Origin of the sequence: Pseudoalteromonas luteoviolacea S2607, assembly GCF_001625575.1 — a bacterium.
GTDB lineage: Bacteria > Pseudomonadota > Gammaproteobacteria > Enterobacterales > Alteromonadaceae > Pseudoalteromonas > Pseudoalteromonas luteoviolacea_E.
Genome location: NZ_AUXV01000004.1, coordinates 20,876 through 40,998, shown reverse-complemented (window position 1 = coordinate 40,998; position 20,123 = coordinate 20,876). Strand labels below are relative to the sequence as shown.

The 20,123-nt window shown below is 38.5% G+C and carries 18 protein-coding genes; 4 read left to right on the top strand and 14 right to left on the bottom strand.

Going from position 1 to position 20,123, the window contains the following annotated elements; genetic code table 11:
- Positions 1-27: 27 nt before the first annotated feature.
- Entirely contained in the window at positions 28-2,070 is a 2,043-nt protein-coding gene (locus N480_RS04125; protein ID WP_081231736.1) for a S9 family peptidase, read from the bottom strand.
- Positions 2,071-2,355: 285 nt separating this feature from the next.
- Positions 2,356-4,125, bottom strand: coding sequence for a S41 family peptidase (locus N480_RS04120; protein ID WP_063371279.1), 1,770 nt, complete (start codon positions 4,123-4,125; stop codon positions 2,356-2,358).
- A gap of 752 nt (positions 4,126-4,877) precedes the next feature.
- On the opposite strand from N480_RS04120, the gene N480_RS04115 reads away from it, so the two are divergent.
- Both N480_RS04115 and N480_RS04110 read left to right on the top strand, forming a co-directional pair.
- Positions 4,878-6,716, top strand: coding sequence for a hypothetical protein (locus N480_RS04115; protein WP_063371278.1), 1,839 nt, complete (start codon positions 4,878-4,880; stop codon positions 6,714-6,716).
- 233 nt (positions 6,717-6,949) lie between these two features.
- Entirely contained in the window at positions 6,950-7,390 is a 441-nt protein-coding gene (locus tag N480_RS04110; RefSeq protein ID WP_063371277.1) for a hypothetical protein, read from the top strand.
- A gap of 138 nt (positions 7,391-7,528) precedes the next feature.
- Here the strand turns inward: N480_RS04110 and N480_RS04105 are convergent, their stop codons facing one another.
- The 12 genes from N480_RS04105 to N480_RS04055 form a co-directional block, all read right to left on the bottom strand.
- Entirely contained in the window at positions 7,529-7,978 is a 450-nt protein-coding gene (locus N480_RS04105) for a hypothetical protein (RefSeq protein WP_063371276.1), read from the bottom strand.
- Positions 7,971-9,545, bottom strand: coding sequence for a hypothetical protein (locus N480_RS04100; RefSeq protein WP_063371275.1), 1,575 nt, complete (start codon positions 9,543-9,545; stop codon positions 7,971-7,973). Before N480_RS04100 ends, N480_RS04105 begins: the two co-directional genes overlap by 8 nt.
- Positions 9,542-10,003 (bottom strand): beta-lactamase hydrolase domain-containing protein, encoded by a 462-nt coding sequence (locus N480_RS04095; protein WP_063371274.1) that lies wholly within the window; start codon positions 10,001-10,003, stop codon positions 9,542-9,544. The genes N480_RS04100 and N480_RS04095 overlap by 4 nt, the downstream gene beginning before the upstream one ends.
- 16 nt (positions 10,004-10,019) lie before the next feature.
- Positions 10,020-10,571: a DUF6817 domain-containing protein gene (locus N480_RS04090; protein ID WP_063371273.1), complete on the bottom strand. Its 552-nt coding sequence runs from the start codon at positions 10,569-10,571 to the stop codon at positions 10,020-10,022.
- Positions 10,535-11,305: a hypothetical protein gene (locus tag N480_RS04085; RefSeq protein ID WP_063371272.1), complete on the bottom strand. Its 771-nt coding sequence runs from the start codon at positions 11,303-11,305 to the stop codon at positions 10,535-10,537. The genes N480_RS04090 and N480_RS04085 overlap by 37 nt, the downstream gene beginning before the upstream one ends.
- Before the next feature lie 2 nt (positions 11,306-11,307).
- Positions 11,308-12,225, bottom strand: coding sequence for a polysaccharide deacetylase family protein (locus N480_RS04080; RefSeq protein WP_063371271.1), 918 nt, complete (start codon positions 12,223-12,225; stop codon positions 11,308-11,310).
- A 4-nt stretch (positions 12,226-12,229) separates the two neighbouring features.
- On the bottom strand, positions 12,230-13,036 hold the full coding sequence (locus tag N480_RS04075) for a glycosyltransferase family 2 protein (RefSeq protein ID WP_063371270.1): 807 nt from the start codon (positions 13,034-13,036) through the stop codon (positions 12,230-12,232).
- 10 nt (positions 13,037-13,046) lie between these two features.
- The gene (locus N480_RS04070; RefSeq protein ID WP_063371269.1) at positions 13,047-13,943 is read right to left on the bottom strand and encodes a radical SAM/SPASM domain-containing protein; all 897 of its coding nucleotides are present in this window, start codon (positions 13,941-13,943) and stop codon (positions 13,047-13,049) included.
- A complete protein-coding gene (locus tag N480_RS04065; RefSeq protein WP_063371268.1) occupies positions 13,937-14,653 on the bottom strand; it encodes a glycosyltransferase family 2 protein in 717 nt (238 codons plus the stop codon). Before N480_RS04065 ends, N480_RS04070 begins: the two co-directional genes overlap by 7 nt.
- 4 nt (positions 14,654-14,657) lie before the next feature.
- Positions 14,658-15,677 (bottom strand): hypothetical protein, encoded by a 1,020-nt coding sequence (locus N480_RS04060; RefSeq protein ID WP_063371267.1) that lies wholly within the window; start codon positions 15,675-15,677, stop codon positions 14,658-14,660.
- Between the two features lie 192 nt (positions 15,678-15,869).
- The gene (locus N480_RS25885; RefSeq protein ID WP_269200927.1) at positions 15,870-16,004 is read right to left on the bottom strand and encodes a hypothetical protein; all 135 of its coding nucleotides are present in this window, start codon (positions 16,002-16,004) and stop codon (positions 15,870-15,872) included.
- A 496-nt stretch (positions 16,005-16,500) separates the two neighbouring features.
- Positions 16,501-17,361 carry a hypothetical protein gene (locus N480_RS04055; RefSeq protein WP_063371266.1) on the bottom strand — a complete coding sequence of 287 codons (861 nt, stop codon included), beginning with the start codon at positions 17,359-17,361 and terminating at the stop codon, positions 16,501-16,503.
- 617 nt (positions 17,362-17,978) lie between these two features.
- Between N480_RS04055 and N480_RS04050 the strand changes: the two genes are divergently transcribed.
- Together N480_RS04050 and N480_RS04045 are read left to right on the top strand one after the other, a co-directional pair.
- Positions 17,979-18,992, top strand: coding sequence for a sensor domain-containing diguanylate cyclase (locus N480_RS04050; protein WP_081231734.1), 1,014 nt, complete (start codon positions 17,979-17,981; stop codon positions 18,990-18,992).
- Between the two features lie 578 nt (positions 18,993-19,570).
- A complete protein-coding gene (locus tag N480_RS04045) occupies positions 19,571-20,014 on the top strand; it encodes a hypothetical protein (RefSeq protein ID WP_063371264.1) in 444 nt (147 codons plus the stop codon).
- Positions 20,015-20,123 lie beyond the last annotated feature (109 nt).

The following is a 20,123-nucleotide window of genomic DNA, read 5'->3' as shown; positions in this document are numbered from 1 at the left end:
TAAAACCTTGGGTCAAACCAGCCATTACTAGTGATAGCGAGAAAACCAGTCCATTATACGCGTTAACCTTTCTACTAGGTTTGTAGGAGTCCCAGTGCGAGAAAGGGAGTGCGTTTCACCTTTGAATATCACCATTTCAACAGGCACGTCGTTAGCTTTTAATGCATAAAACCACTCTTGCCCTTGCCCAATTGGCGTAATCATATCTGCATCGCTATGAATGATTAGCGTTGGTGTTGAAACTTTATCCGCATACTTAAGTGGTGAACGGTCCCAATACGCATCAAAATTGGTCCACAAGTTACCGCCAAACTCTTTCGTCATCTGAGTTGGCGTGTATTCTTGAGTACCCGCCTCGGATATCCATGAACTGACGCTACGCTGAGTTACAGCAGCTTTAAAGCGGCCGGTTTTGGTTGTAATCCAATTTGTTAAGAATCCTCCATGACTACCGCCAGTAATATACAACGACTCTTTGTTTATCCACTTATTTTGCGCAAGTACTTCATCAAGAAATTGCATGTTATCTCTGTAATCGGCACCTCCATAATCCTTACGCACAGCCTTGCTATGCGCGGTGCCATAACCGCTGCTTCCCCTATAATTTACATAGGCAACTGCGTAGCCTTGTGCAGCATACATCTGGTTTTCATGAAACCACTGATGTCCCCACATACCACCGGGGCCCCCCTTAATATTCAAAACCAGTGGGTAGGATTTATTTTTATCGAAATTCAGAGGCTTGTGAATAAAGCCTTGAACTTCCATACCCTTTTCATTGGTAAACCAAAGCGACTGCGCTGGCGACATATCTTTTTTAGAGAGAAGTACTTCATTAAACTTTGTGAGCTGAGTAAGCACTTCTGATTTAATGTGATATCGATATAGCTCCGGTAACTCAGTTGAACTCTCCACTGTAAAAACTAAGTATTCACCATTATTGGACACAGCTAAATTTTTAATACTTCTATTTTCGTCAATTAGTTTGGTTACTTCGCCGGTTATTACGGACACAGAAAAGAGCCTTTTAGCGCCATGGTCATTGGTTGTAAAGTAAAGTTTCTGGTTGTCCGGTGCCCAAATTGCATGTGATGCGTTTCTATCAAAGTTTTGGGTAAGGTTTTTAACTTTCGCGTTTTTTCCTGTGACGATCAAATCTGCTTGTTCATACGTGTCTTCTTGGTGTACGTATGCCATCAAATCATCATGCTTGGATAAGCTAACGCTATATTGTGCATGCTCATGATGAGTCAATGCGGTGATTGTTTTTGTCGCGATTTCTAGACGGAAAATATCTGAATTTGAATCGCCTTCATATTCTAGGCCAGTTCTATTTGCGTGAAAATAAACATATTTGCCATCGCTAGACACAACTGGGCTATTCGCGTTCCAATTTTCACCAGAGGTTAACTGCGTTAATTCACTCGTTTTTATATCAAATAAAAACAGGTGCCTGCGCTTGTCGCTTAAATAGCCAGACCCATTGCCCATATACTTGGCATGCTTTACAACAACGATGTCAGGTTTCGCACGTTGTGCTGCAATGCTTTGTGAAGCCGAATCGGCAGTAGCATTTGATTTTTCCTCTTCAGCGTTAACGCTCAGTGTCAAAAGTAGTTTGTCACCTGACGGCAGCCACTCAAAGCTAGAAAGGCTTTGTGTCAATGCTGTAATCTGCTTAGCTTCGCCACCATTGGTTGGCATCATGAAAACTTGAGATTGGCCATCAACAGCGCGAATAAATGCAACTTTATTACCATCTGAAGACCACCTTGGTGCGCGATCACCAGTGCCTTGTGTAAACTCAGAAACCATGCCAGATTTGTTCACTTTATAGATCTGACTATTACGACCACTTGCATCTCCATTTACTGTTCTTTTCACAAATAAGATTGTGTCATCATCTGGCGCGATTTGCGGCTCGCTCATAAATACAAAATCAAAGTAGTCGTCTGGCACTAAACCACTTAACTCATTATTATTTGCTGACGCCTCCGAATGCCAAATGACCATGAGCGAAGGCAATAACATACAGCTAAGTGACTTAATCGAATTGAGTTTTTTAATCATAAAAATACTTCCCAAAAGCAAAACCTGACCAATCAGGCACACATGTTGCGGCAATAAAATTCTAACTTCCTGATTTCACATATCATACTTGTTAGATTTCATCTTACTCCTAGGGTATTCAACAGCAAAACCAAAGTCTCAAAAATTCTACGAATGGCCGTTAATACGTGGCCAATTCAAGGACAAGATGTAAGGTAGACAAAATAAAGCTTAAGATTCAGATAAAAGACCTACTTGATAACAAGCGATCTAGCAGGCCTTTATATTGTACATCCATATATCAAGTTATTTTTTTATTAACGACTGAACATATGTAAGTGCCGTATTTTTAATCACATCAGTATTGTTTCTAATATCTTCCACAGTTGGGTATACAAGCACATCAGGTTGCACACCCACACCAATCAGTTTACTTCCATCAGCCTGACGAGCTTCAGTACCTGTAAAAGAAACCACCATTCTATTCGGCCCGCCACCACCGTAAAATAACTCTGTCACATCTCCATTTATCCCTTCTGTCACTTCGCCAACAACAGGAATATTTAGGTTTTGGAAAAAGGCTAATACAAATTCATTGCGGCTAACACTATACCGACTACTTAAAACGACCATTGGTTTGTTCAGTACCTTACTAGCTCCTAGCCTTGCCACATTAACTCTGTGTACATACCTCTGTTCATAGTCAGGGTGGTTGGGTATACGATTGTATAGGGCTGGACCTTCTATTTTACCGTCATGTATTGCCATTAAAAAATTCTGCCAAGCAAACCAATCGTCTGGATAATCGCGAAGGTCAACAATTATCCCGTTAGCTTGTTCAAGTTTTTGAATATAAATAGGAAGTGCTTCATTTGTTACCTGACTTAAGTCAAAATAGTGAATGTTGTTATCCAATATTTGATGCATGGCTTGGCCGCTGTGTATGTACCTATTTATGGTGCGTCCGTAGTTTTGATAATATAATTTATCAGTCTTAAGTTGCAGTGACGACAGTTGATTATCTTTACTTTTAATGTCTAATGTAATGGTATCCGTCGGATTAGCTCTCAGCATAGCTTGAGTGCCTAACACAATGCTTTCAGCCGTTTTTTCGGAGGCCATAGAATAGTCCACCTTTTCTTTAATCAGTTCATGAATGTTCTGACCATCAACAGCAACAAGCTCGTCACCAATTTCCATTCCTTCGATACCCTCGCCTTTGTATATCAAGACGGGTTTGCCCTCAACCATCTCAAATCCGATATCTGGCCAATGATATTGAACTGGAATGTCATACGAAAATAAACGTATATGATTATCTTGTAACTTCGTTAACGAGTATTTCAGTGCATCACCAATTTTTTGTCCGTCTTGGGTCAGACAGGCAGTCAATAGAGGTCTCAACTCTGACTTCCAGTTAACTGGAATATGATGAAAATATTGACCAAAATGCTCCATGACTCCCCAGACTTTGCTCATATTACCAAAACAGTAATATGGATTTTCAAGCGTGTTTGGAATATCAACATTATCAGGTGCTTTATATGGCACGCCCTCTTTTGCTGAGGTGTTTGCCAAAAGAAGCATTGGCACCCTAACATATACACCATTTACCTCAGTATAATATACCTGTTGCTGAGGTAAAAAAGGCTCCGTATGTAGTTCTCCATATTTTATAGAATTTAATTTCCTACTAAATAAATAATGGCCGCGTTTACCAGGATAACCATTATTTACCCACCCTATAACTTCGCTTTCACGATTCAATCTCTCCGGCTCGGTGAGGTAGTCGTTAAAAGTTACATGTGGTGCCAATTTTCCAAATAAATGAGTTAGTTGCGTGGTAAAGTCCTGGGATAAATTTTGCTGAATATAATGGGTTCCATACTTAGAAAAAGCTTCCCAATCCGTTGTTTTAACTGATTCACTCGGATGATAATACTCTACAATATTAGAGATTTTAGCGAAGGCTTCTATTCGGTCTAGTTCATATTCACTGGCTTGGTCGTTACCTGCATTAGCTGCAAATGCACTCAAAAATATAATTGGATTTATTAATCTAACACTTTTAAACATAAATCTTCCTTTTTATTTTTAATGTCAATTTAAAGTAACCTCAGAATTTACAAACAGTCAATTACCCAACACAACTTATGCAAAAATTAATCAAACAAAAATAAAACCAACTTAATAACAAAACAATACAAAAACTTAAAGACAAAAAGAAAAATAATACATTAACAAAAATAAAATAAATCATAAAAATATTAAATTATAAAAAGCCACATCAGTTATTTACATCGTTTTTTAAAACACCGAAAGAAAGAGTAAATTTATAAAAAGATTATTAAAAAAGTACAAATGGGAGGTAAAAGTTGGTGGGAGCTGTAAAAGCCAAGCCAAAGCCCACCAGCTATATAAATAATAATTACAATAGCTTATGAACTAAATCCAGAAAAATATCCATGCAGAAAGTGACGATTGAATAACTATGCCCTTTTGCAATTCTTTACCAACTCACTAGTAGAAGACACTGGAGTCAGTGCTGTAGCATCTAGCAATTCAATCAGGAATCGAAGGTGTTCATAACTCTCCCAATAACGATTCACGATTACTTCTCACGTCAGACACGCAGATGAAAGCAGCTTTCTGAGCTGCAAGCATGCGGTTGATAATACCTTAACTAGTCGGTTCAAATTCAAAGCGTTAAACAGCATTTTAACCCGCAACATTATTCAGCTTGTTTTTTATACAATAAATTGTATATTTTATACTGACAGCGATGTCAAAATGCGTGCTAAATACAACATGAAAAGAGAAAGAACATTATGAAAAAAGCTTCAATAAAGGTTTTATATGCAGCCATACTATGCGGACTATATAATCCTGCTTCGGCCATACAAACCATTGATATAGAAGAATACCAACAGCTGCTACCTAGCGTTCAAGGAAACCCTGACTATCGAATTCTGTTAGCCGACAAAGTCACTGTAAATTACCACTGCGAGATTATTGAAACTCCAGACGGAGGCTACGATATCGATAGAGAGGGATGCAATAAACCAGGGCAATTTTATCATATCGACTGGCAGGCTGAATTTCCAAATCAAATTAACCTCAGTGTTAGAGAGGTCCCCTCTTCTGATGAAATAGTTGAACATAAATTGTGGGCAATCGCATTTGCTCACGCCAGCGCTTCAAGTCGAATTCAAATGCAGTACGGACTAAGAAAGGGTGTTAACGGGACATTCGATTTAACCAAGCCCTTTGCAACCGGAGAACGTTTTGGGGATTATTTTGACAGACAAATGAACCCAAATTATTTTGTATCAAAGGGCTTACAAGAAAGCTCTCTTGGTAAAGATCTGCCAGCAGGCGTCGACGAAGATGATGGCGTATTGCAAATTGAGTACCCTGGGAGTGCATGGGCGGAGCTACAAGGAGTAGTAGGTGGGGGGTTTCCACTGCCTTTTAAAAACCTAGACCCCAAAACTGTACTTAGTTCACATACAGGACCTGCGAGAAACATCTTAGGGTCGTCACTCAGCAGTGGGTTTTACAATGGCTCAGCACTCGCCATCGTCAGCGGCTCACTTCCTTGGAATCAAGGGTCAGATTTGTCACAAGACTCGATGCATTTATTCCTTCAACAGTCCAAAGATCCTGACGCACTATCCATGCTGATGTCTTTTATGTATAACCGAGGTCCATATGCAGCCAAAGATCAGATCTTGCGATCTCAAGACGTATTTGAGCACTGCGTTTCTATCGAAGAAGATCTCGAAGACGATTGGACATGTTTTCAAAAGCAAAATGATTTTGGTGCTCGTTACATTAGGCAGATCCCAGATGTAACCAACACACTCACTTCTGCGGCCGCTCAAGGCAGCTTTTATGATACTCAACTTAGTTGGAGGGATATAAATAATTACCTGAGTCTTTTAAAAAACTATGGTTTTTACTCAGAAGCTGTGATTAATAAAGCAAAAATGGCCGCACAAACCGTATTCAATGACCTTCAAAGTAATGGAGTAATTTCTTACCAATCGCAATTTGGTAGGGTGTTAGAGCAAGTTATGGTTAACTTGCCTATTTATGAGTTAGGCGAAGGCGGGCCGTACGACGAACAAGGGAAAAAGCAATTTTACTTCTATAACTATTCCGCAAATACGTCACTGGTCGTTACCAATAACGAAGCGAATCAAGCCGACGTTAATGAATTTGTACTTTCACAAAATCGTATCGCGGTCGACCTCAATGGCCAATTTACGCAACTAAAAGCAAGCGATGGCACGTATGAATGCACAAGCGAAGCAAACACCGCTTTAGCTGCTTTGAAAGCGAGCACAGATGAAACCTATGTATCTTTGAGCGCTCAGCTTAAATTCTCTTATTCAGACAACACATGTGCTTTCGAACACGGCCCACACACCCCACCACCACCAGTGCGAGATGGTTATTGGGACCCGAGTAAACTTTATGATCAACCCGGAGAAATGGTGATTGATTCATTAGACTGCCATGAATATCAAAATGAATGGTATATAGTTGGTGGGAGTGCTCCGAGCCTTTCATTCAGCCAAGACCCCTGGGGCGTTTGGAGGCGACTATCTGAGCGACCTAATAGTGCCTGCCTGAGTGACAACCCACCAGCCAACAAGATGTAACACGTTCCTTTTTATATATATTTACCTTTGTACCAAAGGGCCTCATTTGGCCCTTTTTTAGTATGTTCAGCTATTAATGCTCCAAGCTTTTAGTGGTTTAAGTTTACGTGCCGTCCATTGCAAATTCTTTTAATACCTTAAATTCTCCCCAATGTAGGAATTAATATACACTTTTTAGGTATAACTCTTGCTTTGACCTACTCCACACTATTTTTGTCAAAAAACTAACAATCATGAACATTAACAATTTGGGGACTGGGTATTCTGGCTATAACCCGCTTTTGAAATCAAATGAAGAAGATATTGAGCAATCCAAAAAGGGCCTCACATCAGAAACTGAGAAGATTTCAAATTCAAACAAAACCGTCGCTGAACAAAAGCCTTCGGAGAATAAAGAAGAAAAGAAAAGTGACGAAGTCAGCGATAAAGACAAAAAAGTAACCAGTATTTTGTCACTTCAGCAGAAAATAAAAGCTTTGCAGCTTGAACAAGACAAAGGTGAGGTAGACAAGAGCGACGAATTAGCCAAGTTGAAACAAAGCCTTGATAAAGAGCTTGCCGAAGTCCAATCTTTAATCAGAAGTCAGGCTTCTAGCTATATAAGCGGGCTATTTTCCAATGTCCCTGCGACAAACGCAGCCAATAAGGGCATGTTCTTCAATAACAGAGCGTAATTACTGTTACGCATGCTAGGCTGATTTTACCGTGAAATGAGTATATGAATGTTTAACGCGATAAACTGTAAACTTCTACACATACTCATTTATCTGAAATGCATTAGTTCAGACAAGGCCTGAATTATGCTATGCACATCACAAGGTAATAAGCTTCCCTTCTGAAATTTGCTTAATACCCGCTATTTTCTTTAAAGCTTTGCCAAACTTGTATGGTTTTGAATTTCGTGTATATACGTATTTAGGGTTTAAAAATTGTTCAGGCACCCTCGCAAGTATGTTTAGACGGTAAGTAGGATTAAAAACCACATCAATCACCAAGCCGATATCACCTTCATTCCATTCATAGCTATAAATTGGAAGAGTACCTAGCTTTAAATAGCGCTGCCAGGTTTCTTCTATAACATCTGCCCAAATAACATATGCTTGAACAAAGTTAGTAGCCTTGTCACGCATTATGTATATCTTGGATCTTTCAATTGAATAATCAATAAGGCGAAATTCTTCTATGCTTGTCTCTAGGTTCATTCCCGCCCTAAAGCGCATGATGTCAGCTAAAGCTGTGTCTTTATCTAGTATGTTACTCACCTACTACCTCTCCAATTACCGTACTGACAGTGTCAAAATAGCGCAAAAATATATCCTGATGTGCCTGGAAAAATTCACAACTTATATCTTCACAACTTAGCGCCGAAACCAGCCGCTCACTACCTTGAATTCCACTCACCACTTTGAGTGTTAATCCTTCAAAAACATAGCGAGATAACCCGTTTGTACTTTGGTAAATGATCTCTTCTTTGTTCAGCTCATCGTCAAACACCCACATGGCACTTAACCTATAAGCGTCTATCAAATTTTGAATACATTGCGGCCCGCCCAGTTCAATTGACTTTTCTAGGTTATCTTCAACATGCGTTCTAAAATAAAGTGCTGACAATAAATCGCGCTTCATCGCTTTGATAAAGCATTGAACTACAAAAGCCTCAAACGTGACTTGCGCTTTGTGCTCATATTGAATGTAAGCTGCATGATATAAATCATACTCAACAGATTCTTTGTCATTAAGCACCCGAGTAAAGACTGCTATCAATGGATCTTTAAAGGTATTTGATGTTTCATTTCCTAAGCTCCCTGTGAAATACACTTTGCTCTCTTTATTAAGCGCTTTTTTAAACTTGCCAAATAACTCAGCAACCTTGTCATTAAGCTCTAGTGACTCCACCACATCCCGATCTAAACCAAATATATAAGGCATGTGGTAGTCAATGCTCATGTCGAGTGAAGAAGTATAATATTCATGCAAAATACTTGTATCAAAGGTCACTTGATTAAATTTTGCATAGGTATCGCACATTTCTTGAGATACCTCTAAAGCGATGGTTGGCTCCTGATAGTAGGTTAAGTTCGCTACGCGATAATTTCTTCCCCTGTCTACAAATGTAGGCGTCACAAGGTCAAGCCAACCACCATCCATCATAATGTTAGATGGTGTCATGGCCCCATGAGTAATACCTGCAACACGTGCAAAGCCAAACTGCTCAGCACAGCCCTGTAAAAAGCCAGCAACAAATTCAAGAAATCCCTCAGGGGAACCGCACTCGTCTGCCAGTGTTTTAACTACACGCCTAATACGTTCTAAGTCTGGCTCTACAACATCCTTATATTCAGGTTTAACTTTAAAGGTATAAGCTCTTAAATAATGAGCTGGACGTTCACACTTTTCTCTTATAAAAAGCGCCCCCTGAGTTGCTTTAAGCTCCCCTTCTTTGGCTTCATCAAATTCAAAAGCAGTATTTGAGCCTGTACAAATCACACCATGAAAGTCGGCAACACCAACCGGTAACACATTTTTAAGCACCTCTGAATAGACCGCTTCAATTAAAGCCTCTAATAAGGGCACAGTGCCATGACTGTAGTTACTCCCTTTGATCTCTCCTGCTAAGGGTGTCAACCCAACCCCTTTAACTTGGTAATTTCCATAGTTTGCAGCTCTGGCACCACCGCCATGATTACTGATACTGCGACCACCGTAACGTTCAAACTCAGGATCAGTAAAATTCAAATCTGTCAGGGATTTATTCTTGTATATGACGAAGCTGTCTGGTAACTCCACGTTACTCAAGACAACACCATCTAGTTTTATGAAGTTACTCATTGGATACTTTCCTCAACAATGTTCATAAATGCTGCCTTATCTCTCATGCCCCAGAACAGCCCTTCCGACAAAGCCTCTTTTTTAGGCTTTCCAAGTAAAAAATAGTGATAAACCGCAATGAGAATGCCAATGCGATTTCCTGTTAAACAGTGCAAGAACGTGGGCTGATCTGAACATGTTTTCACAGTGGCCATTAATGCTTCTGCATTGGCAATTGTCATGCCTGAAGTTCGGTCAAAACCGACACCTAAATATTCCATCCCCAACCGGGAAACAATTGCTTGCTCATTCCACTTTTGCTCGTAGTCAGGAATGCAATTGACCACTCTTTTAATACCATATGATTTAAGCATTATTAAGCTTTGCTCAGAGGGTTGCCCGCCAACAATCAACTTCTCGTTTATTACTTGGAAAAAGCCAATAGGTAAGTCCGACTTTTTGACGTTGTGCAATGTCATGTCTACAAGCAGCTCCTTAAGAAAGAAACTGAACAAACAGCTTATCTAACTCAGCCTGAGTTTTCTCACTGACTAGTGGATACATATTTTTAAACATTCTGAGCAGATCTTGGTGATACTGTTCTACCGCTTTGTTTCTTGCCACATCCAAGTCGTTTGCAATGGTTAGTTCACAGAAGTCATTGAGAAACTCTTCAGGAAAAGGTGATTGCTCTCCTGTGAACCGGTCAATAAACATGATTGGTGATTGTGTACCAATTTGCGGGAGCACTTTAGGTTTGTCGCAAGAGCAAAACATGTATACCAGCATTTCGGCCCTCGAACCTATCATATTTGCCACTTCTGCTCTTTTTTCTACACCTAACAGTCTAGAGCGTGTCGGATCTGAGCCGTATACTGCATGAAATAGGCCTGCCAAACATAGCTCTTCGCACAGGTCCCAGCTCTTTAATAAGTGGTATGTTCCCAGTAAATGTTTAGTTAAAGTCCCATTTATGTGCTCAATATCTGAGCCTAAGCTTTGCAGCTGCTCTACTCGCTCTTCCAAGTTTTCTTTTCTAATTTCCATTTTTTCAATTCATCTTTAAAGTAGTAACGACAAGGTTGATGTTTTTCAGCCTCTTGCAGTAAATTGATTGCGGTATCTATATCGAAACGGTGATAGCGGAAATATAATGCTGCTTCACGTATATTCTGAACGTGAAAACGCTGATCGGTACTTCCTCTTATTTCAGAGATAGGTTCATATGCTGCTAAATTTAAGGTCATACCATGACGCGATAAAAAGCGTGTTAACTCACGTACACTTTCATTTTCATTTGAATGGTTGTAAGCAAAGTAGTTTTCTGCACCTTCTAATCGACTAACCACTTTTTCGTAATACGCCAGATAATAATCACGCCAATGTTCAAGCACTTGTGCTTCACTTAAATCAAGCGCTTTAGTCGCTTTGGGTAAGTAGCCATAGCAGCTCGCTCTTTGTTCTAACCATTCTTCAACAGGTAGGTAATTGAAAATAAACAGCGCATTGGGTTGCTCCTCAATCAGCGAATCTAGCAATATTTCATGTGTATAGATAAAGTCGCCATTTTTACCCTCATGCTGAATTTGAGTAAAAAACTGGCAAGATTCAAAACCTGTGATCAGTGGCAAGTTGTTTTGATAGTTTTTTAAAGTCCGTGAAGAAAAACCATCCTCATCACCAAACGTGGAACTATATCCATTGTCAACAAAATAACGATGTAGCCCAAGCCCGCCACTTAAATCAAAACCAACAAGGTAAACTCTTTTTTTAATTTCCATACTTATTTAAATACACCGTGCGTTTTGAGCAACGCATCCAAATATTTTGTATTTTCAGTCTCAGATCTCAGTAAAGCTTTATCAGTACCTCTATCGTATACCATAGCAGCAACACGGCCTTGCTTATTAAACTCTAAACTCGCGCTGTATTTAATAAGCGTTGGATCTTTATACGCCTCACTTGGCGCAATAATTTTCCAACCTTTACTTTTAATATGCGCCACTAAATCTCCAATAAACAAGGCTGCTAATTCGTTTTCATGGAGTAATAAAACGTGCTTCACCTCTGTGCCAAGGTGTTTAACCGCCAATTGATCGTAGAACTCTATAGAGCGCCAAATGGTTTCGATATACACTTCTTTGAGTCGGTTGTAATTGATTGATTTCTTTTTCCTGATTGCTTCAAGTAGTTTGCTATTAATGTACCAATCAAAGTTGTCCACAGTAACGTAACCAATTTGATACTGTAATTCTTCTAATCTTGCTTTAATTTGCTTTCTTTTTTCTTGAGTTTCACCGTAGTGCAAAAATGGAAAGCGGTGCAATTTTAAAACGTTGTCATAATTTTGAAGAATCAAATGGGACTGATAAAAGTCCAGTAAATAGTCATTACTAGTGGATTTATTCAAAGAAAGGTGGCCATGACCATGGTGGCCTAAATGAAAACCTGCTTTTGTGTAAGTATTCAACCTTTCAATGCCTTGCTCATCCTTTATATTACTTGTCGTAACAAAAAATAAGGCATCGTTTACTTGCTGCGCCTGCAAACCTTTGATGATTTTTTGTGTCTTTTCTTCACCGCTCATAAAACTGTTGCCCGGTAAAGGTGCATCATCAAATGTAAGTGCAATCTCTTTGCTTGCGCTTGGACCACAAAAAAACAACACCATGATTGCAGTCACAAAGATAAATGATCTCATCTTTTTAAACCTCTATTGCCAGTTCTGCGACAATCTGTTTGTAAGGCCGCCTTTGCGCGAGCTTATAATCGACCTCTGTCAGCCAATTAAAATTTTTGTGCTCTAATAGAGACCCTTTAACAATGCTCTGGATCCAAGTGTTTTCATGAGGCATAAGGGGAATAGAGCGATAAATAAGCCTCGAGAAATGTTCAGTTGGGCAGGTATTTTTACTATGCACTTTATAAATATACAGGTGTGGATAAAAAATCAAAGACAGATTTTTATTCAATGCTTCCAGCAGTGGGGTATCTTCACCGCGATTCAAACTCGGATACTTCAATTTGTTTTCAATTAGAAAACGCCGACTACAAAAAAGTGATGCCTCCCATTCTCTATGAGGTGAAATATATGCTTTTCCATCTCGTTCATCGAACATTATCACGTTACTTATCGCCACAGCGGGTACATTTAATCGCCGTAACTCCGAAAGGCTCACACTCAACCTATCAGGATGGTATGTGTCATCATCGTCCCAGATACAAATATATTCACCTTGGGCCTCATTGATTGATAAGTTTCTCAGATCGCCTAGTGTAATCTCGTGTCTGTTGGTTACGATACACGCTTTTACACTCTCATCTTTAACTTGCAGCTCTTTAACATACTCAACCGTGGGATAGTCATCCGCGCTACATACAACCACAAATTCTTTATTTTTGTAGCTCTGATTTTGGTAGTACAGGTAAGCATTTTTAAATTCATTTATTCTATTGCTTGTCAGACATAAGCAAGATATTTTGGGGTCATCAGTCACAGTAAAGTTTGTCATAACATATCCATCATGGCTTGAAACAGCGTTCACACTTTACACAAACATCATATTGGCTGATTTCATTTTTCTTATGCGCTTCAATGAAGTCTGTGTACTTTTCTCCAGCAAATATCTCTGACAATTGCTGCTTTCTTAAATTTCCGAAAATCACTGTTGAGTTTGAATCAAAACAGCACGGAATAATGTCTAAATCCCAGGTTACTTGTAAAATACGTTTTCGAAATCCCCAAACAACTGAGCACACCCCCTTTGTTTCAGGCTTGTTATATGCGCGCCCGCCTCCATAGTTATGGATGACATTTTGTCTGAAAACCTTCACGCCTTGATCTTGAAGCCAAGTTGCGAGCTCTTCTTTTTTGCTTTTTGTATAACCTGGCTGTGTAATATCATCATGCGTTGGAAACTCCCTAATCACGAGCTCCATCGACGAACCTAAAGCGCGAACTCGAGACATTATCCTTTCTATGTTTTCTTTTACTCGCTCAAATTTATTTACACCATGGGACTCTTTATAAGAAGCCTCGTCAACACCATAGAAACTCACTTCTATGGTACCGAGCCCACTGGTAACAATTTCGTCAATCGCATTATCTTTAAGTGGTATCCCCAAAGTGGAGATGATCCTCGATTTTGCTTCCGGCCATACTTTTTTAATTAAGCTCGCTTTTTGTGCAAGGGATCTATCAAGCAAAGGCTCACCAAACCCATGCAGGTCAACTTTGCCTTTGTATTCGCCTACTCGGTCTAATACAAGTGCCAAATCTTCAATACTCATAAACCCACGATCGCGTGTGAGCTCTTCCCTTGGACAGAAAAAGCACTTGTAGCCACAGTGGTTGGTATTTTCAATTCTAATTTCTTCGTAGTGATCTACTTCTAATCTGATATCTGTTTCTGCTAACACAAACACACCTCTCTAGAAACATGTTTTACATCATCAAATAAAGTGCCATATTGATTTTTAAATTCATGTTTCTTTGAAAAAAGCTGACGATTCTCCATTCTCATTTGAGACACTGAATCACAGTGGTAGTTTCTGGTTCTCACTTCATCTGAATGGCTTAAATGAATTGCGTGGGCAATCTTTTTAGGCGCTACGCCGATATATTCAAGCCTTTGTAAGAAATCAACATCTTCCATCCCCCATCCAATATATTCACTGGAATACCCTGCGACTTTTTCATAATGGGAAGATTTCAAAAGACATATCCCAGGACCCTTTCTGATTTCGCCATTATCCGACTCAATCACATATTCTGGCGAAAAAACACATCCCGTATCTCCGTTGGTTGACCAAACTTCAAAAGCTAATTCAAAAAATGTTTTGTCTAATAAAACGTCCGCATCACAAATTAAGACATGCTCACTGGTAACATATTCGTAACCAATATTGATTGCGATAGATTTATTGAAATACGTTTGCTCGGTGACGAATATGTATGAAAGGCTAATTTTCTGATTAAACGCTTCGACCTGTTTCTGGGTCAAAGAAGGAGAGCTTTTATCAAAGTCAACGATGATGATTTTTCCAAAAAAATCACCCAGAGTAATAAAGTGATTGACAACTTTATCAACTTCTTTTTTATTTGTTGCTGGTATAATAACGTCAATCATAAATTTAATATCTTAACTCATCGATAAAAGAGGAGAACTTTTCACCTGAGTGATTGTAATTAAATATTACACTGCCAAGATCACACTTACTTTCTTGGAAGTTTGAAGCCAATATGTAACTATACAACTCTTCCTTAGACTTGGTGACTGGGATACCTAAGCGGTTATAAACATCCCCTCTAAAGGCATTATTGCTAGTAGGCTGATAAGATATGACTTTCTTCCCCATTTTTTTTGCAATTATTAATGTTGTTGAATATGTACTTACCACAACATCACATGAAGATATAAAATCAATTATTGAAGCATCTTTATGACTTGTTACTTCGCATTCTATAGAGTTAGAACCTAGGTAATCATATTTATCAGAATTGTGCTCTTTGGGGTGTTTTCTGATAATTAAATCCATATTTAGCCGCTCACCCAGCTCGATTAAATCTTCACCAACCTCGACTTCATCGTATCCATAAGAACTACCCCAATTTTTAAAGTCACTCTCGTTAGGAACAGTTAAATAACCAATTTTTCTATTTTTGTTATAATAATTATCTTTTTTAATCTCTTTGAACAAGTTATCTAAATATAAGCTACCTAAAGAGACAACTTTGTTTTTAGGAATACCTATATTTAATAGATTTTCGTACGTAAGTGTATCCGATACGCAAATATGGTCCGGCAAATGCAACGTACCTTGATACATAAACTTATTTGCGTCACCAGATATATCTTGAAGCAAAACCACTGATTTTGCCTTAGATTTTTTTGCTTCTCTAAAGATCTTTCTCTCTTTATCACCGGGCCACATCATGCCAGTAATAACGATATCTCCCTTTTCCAACCCAATTTCTTTTTCCATGTTGTGCGGTTTCATAGTGGAAGAGACTAAATCGTTAGATAAGGTAGGTAAAATGCCATCCGTCAACAACTCTACCTCTAAATCAGGGCATTTACTTTTTAGTTCATCTGCCGCAATCAGCAGTGTTTCCGCAGCTAAATTACCCGTGACAAAAAAATAAACTTTCATTGTAGAGTCCATAAATAAATCTGACTTGAGCTAGTTATAAAAGCGTCTTTAGATGAGTGCAGCTATCTATGATTTTGATATTACTTTTTGTTATTAATAATGTTAAAAGACAACTACATTAATATTAGGAGGTTTAAATAGGCTTAGCCAGCCAGTAAAGTGACTAGCTAAACCTCATGCATATTTCGTATATTAGTGAATTGCGTAATATTCAGACGCTTCTACACGAGCTGCACGGTAGTTTTGGTTAGCAACTTCACCACCAACTACTTTTTTAAGTTCAACTAGGTTGATTTTTTTTACTTTAAGGTTCTTCTTTTGTTTCATTTTAATATCCTTGTATGTGTTTTAGTTAAAAACAGATTTAAAACTATATAAACCATTTAAATTAGTCAACAAAAATTTTTATTTTCGTAACAGTGAGAAGCGAAAAATTAATAAAAACTTATACAGAAACTAAATCAACCCCCACAAACGATAATGATTGCCAATTGCATTAGGGGTGCGTAGCACCGCATACTCAAAACTCATATATTCTATAACGCAGTAATATAAGCTTTGTGAATGACAGAAATAAAATTAAAGACATGTACGTTTTAACGAGTGCCCATTATAAGAATTCCATTGAGAGCAAAGGCACTAACCACGGTGGCGACTGTCTTTCTTGCAGACACACAGTAGCAAACCTAGATGAAAAAATTGTTAATTAAATCAACAAAAGAGTTACCTAACATGAGCTAAAACGACAAGACCCTAAGTTTGCACCTTAAAGTAAGGGCATATATCTAAAGATTAGATATATGCCCTATTATTAGCGAACCACTTAATTTGCCTTAAAATAGAGCGGTGGAAAAATCGAACTCAGCTCTTTCGCTTCAATGATTTGCCCGTTGGTCAACGTCCTGTTTGCAGAGGATAATAATGATATTTCTACTCCATTCATCCGATACGCAACAGCAATTTCATTGCCTTCAACACCAACATCTAAACACTGTTTGACTTCCACTGTGCTGCTATCTCGTCGCCATTCACATTTGAGCAGCACGGCTTCTGCGCCATCAATAACACGCGTTTCGGGGAAGGGTCTAAAGTAAATTGGGTCTACATCGCAGGCACTAGGTGCTGGCTCATTGACAATAACAGTACCACCTTCAAAATAATCGAGTGCAACACGATTAAAATATAATGTACAAGTTGAGGAGTTACCTGACTGCAGCTTAGAAGCCATAAGTACTGGATTTATTTGGCCTAGTGGGTTACTGCACATAAGTTTTTGGGAGTTGTTTTGACCCGCTTCCCAATTACACTCGAGTAATGTCTCTTCTACTCCCTCTACAAGTCGTTTTTGGGGAGCAGGCAAAAAAGACACTGAATGTCCATAGCATGAAGTCGTTGGGCCTGTTATTTGAACTGTACCTTTGAGGTCTGTGCGATATCCATCAAGTCTTTCGACATTACAAATTCCATAACTTGGAACAATAGCCCTGTTAGCGACAACGATGTCGGGGGCTTGCGCATCCGTAGGGTGACTACAGTATTGACTTTCGAAGGTACCTATCTCGTTCTGATTTGTCAGCTGCCAATGGCACGACATTGGTTGAGCATCTTGTGCATGCGTATACAAAGTAGAAGCACCAAGTAACAAAGTGATTGTTTTAAGGGCTTTATTAATCTTGATTGTCATACTAATTATCCTTTTAGTAATTATGTTTATTATTTAAAAAGCGTATGCTTAAACATATGCTAACAACAAATAAAATTGAGATAAATAAGATATAACAATTACTTACAATCAATTACCTAACTCAACAGGTACCTACAATAAGAAGTTGAGAGGCAATTTGTGTCGTTAGCCATCAAATTAAGGTCGCTGGTTTAGCATTTCATAAAAGGGCTTAGTGATCTGTGTTGCAATTTGAAATTGAAAAAGAAACGTGTATTTAGCACGAGAATAACGAAACATACATGCGCTTTCATTAGATACGTGCTGCGAACACTGACCAACTAGTAATTGGATATTCAATAAAGTGAGACTGCCTGTGATTATTTTGAAATATCGAATTTTTGATCTGGTCTCACATGATGGTAACTGTGCAATAACCTAGACAATAAAATTGAAAGTTTTGACCTAAAGCTCCCAATTCCAACCCCTTTTTCCGGCTTACACCCAACATAAACAATTGAGTGCATGGCAATGTGTTGACCGCTCGTACGCATACCGAATGAACTGTGCCATAAATAGATATAAAGTTTATCCTTCGGCTATAATTTAAATATCAATGTAATCCGTGGTAGTTAAGTATGTCAGCTTCTCAAAGTTATGAGTCTATATGCCTACCTATAGAGTTCATGAATGCGCTCTCTCGATCACAGGATTTAAATGAAACGTTGAACTTAATATCATATTGGCTTCCTAAAATTATTGAGTCTGACAGAGCAAGTGTTTGTTTAGGAAACAGACCTGATGAAACGCTAGAGGTGTATGCTTTGTTTGGTAACAATGCCATCAAAGCAAAAACCATTTTACCGGTAAATGGCACTATGGTTGGCAGAGTTTATCAAAGTAAAACGCTTGAAATACAAAACAATTTAAAAGAGTCCGAAGATTTAGATTGTATCAGGTTATACCAAGGCGGCATCAACTCCTGCATTGATGCCCCACTACAAAAGTTGGATAACTGCTTCGGCACACTGAATATTGGCAGACTGAGAGAAAATGCATATCAACCTCAAGATGCAATTTTGCTAGATTGCATTGCCAATTGGTTAGCGAATTACCTTCATTCACAGATGGAAATCTCGGTACAAAAAAGACGTGCCGAAACTGACCCTCTAACCGAAACAAGTAACAGACGTTGCCTGACCTCTGTAGGAAATGAGATGTTTATAAAGTGGAAGCGTGACCATCAATCATTCTCCATGATTATGATAGATATAGATAATTTTAAACGTATAAACGACTGCTACGGACACAATGCAGGAGACCAAGTTTTAATCAACTTCAGCCGTGCAGTTAGTAAAGTGATTCGCAAATCCGATCTCTTTTTCAGAATAGGTGGAGAAGAGTTTGTCATTTTGGCAAAGGACAGCGAAGCATCTATTTCAAAACATGCGGAGCGGATCCGTAAAACCATTGAGGAAATGAATGTTCAATATGATAATCACACGATCAATATCACAATCAGCTGTGGCGTAACGACGGTTCATAGTGATGATGAAACACTTGAGTGTGTTTATTGTCGTGCCGATCAAGCTCTTTACCAGTCAAAAAAGAACGGGCGTAACATGACGACCATTGTGCTAGCACAAGCTTAAACCAATATGTCCACCTAGAAGTAAGCTAAAGGTGCATCAATGTACACTTCTTTTTAAATCTAACGGGGAAACATTCCTTGGTATGGCACACATAGAATGTATTAGGTCCCAACTACTTTTGAGCCTCATCTTATTGACGAAGAGTATTGGAGCAACAGGATTTAATATGAATTGCCTATTTTATATATTGCAGACAATTATGACTACATCTGTCGTTATACATATAAAGCATAGCGAAAATTCAAAATGCAATCGCTTTTACAACAGAGGAAAAACCATTTAAATCTTCAATTCAACTTACATAAAAATTAAAATTGTACACCTCTTAAATATAAAAAAATACATTTAAAACTTTATAAAATCACCAGAAAAAAATTAAAAACTTCATAGAAAAAAATAAACAACAACAAAACAATTAAAAAGCAAAATATTCAGCGTTAGTAATTACACACATAAAAGCTAAAAACCTTAAAAACCCACGATATAAAACAAGTTTAAATTTGACCAAAAATAATGGAGAGTGTATTGTTTTTCCCGACCACGAAGAAATGACGTGGTAATTTAAAAAGGACATTAAAATGATAAAAAGTTTAAAAAATAAAGCTCTACTTATTGCTTCAATTGGCGCTATAGTCTCTTCAAGTTCTGCACTTGCCAGTAACTGTGTTCAACAGACAACATACGTACCAATTGCTTGGGAGCAAATCACCACATATAAGGCACATTGTCAGTATTCTATTTTTGAAACATATAGAGACGGTAATTTTGACGAATGGGTTAAGCAAGGTTCATCTAAGCACTCTGGAAACTGGGTAGAATTCAAACAGTCTTGTCCTGCGAGAGGACCGGCAGAAGTAGAGCACACTAACCTTCGTACACATAGAGTCATTTGGAGAACTCAAATGATCCCTTATCAAAAAGTTAGTTATGACACTAAACAAGTGAATGGCGACCCGATAAAATGGCGCGAATCAACTATTTGGGTTGACTCGAGAACAGGAAATCGATGTATACCTGAGTAATATAGCTTTGCCATAAAGTGAATTAAAAGTGAGGGCTTGGCTTTTAAAGAGAGCTCTCAAACACCCAGCATTTAAAATGCCACAACAACACACCAACCTAAACTTAGCT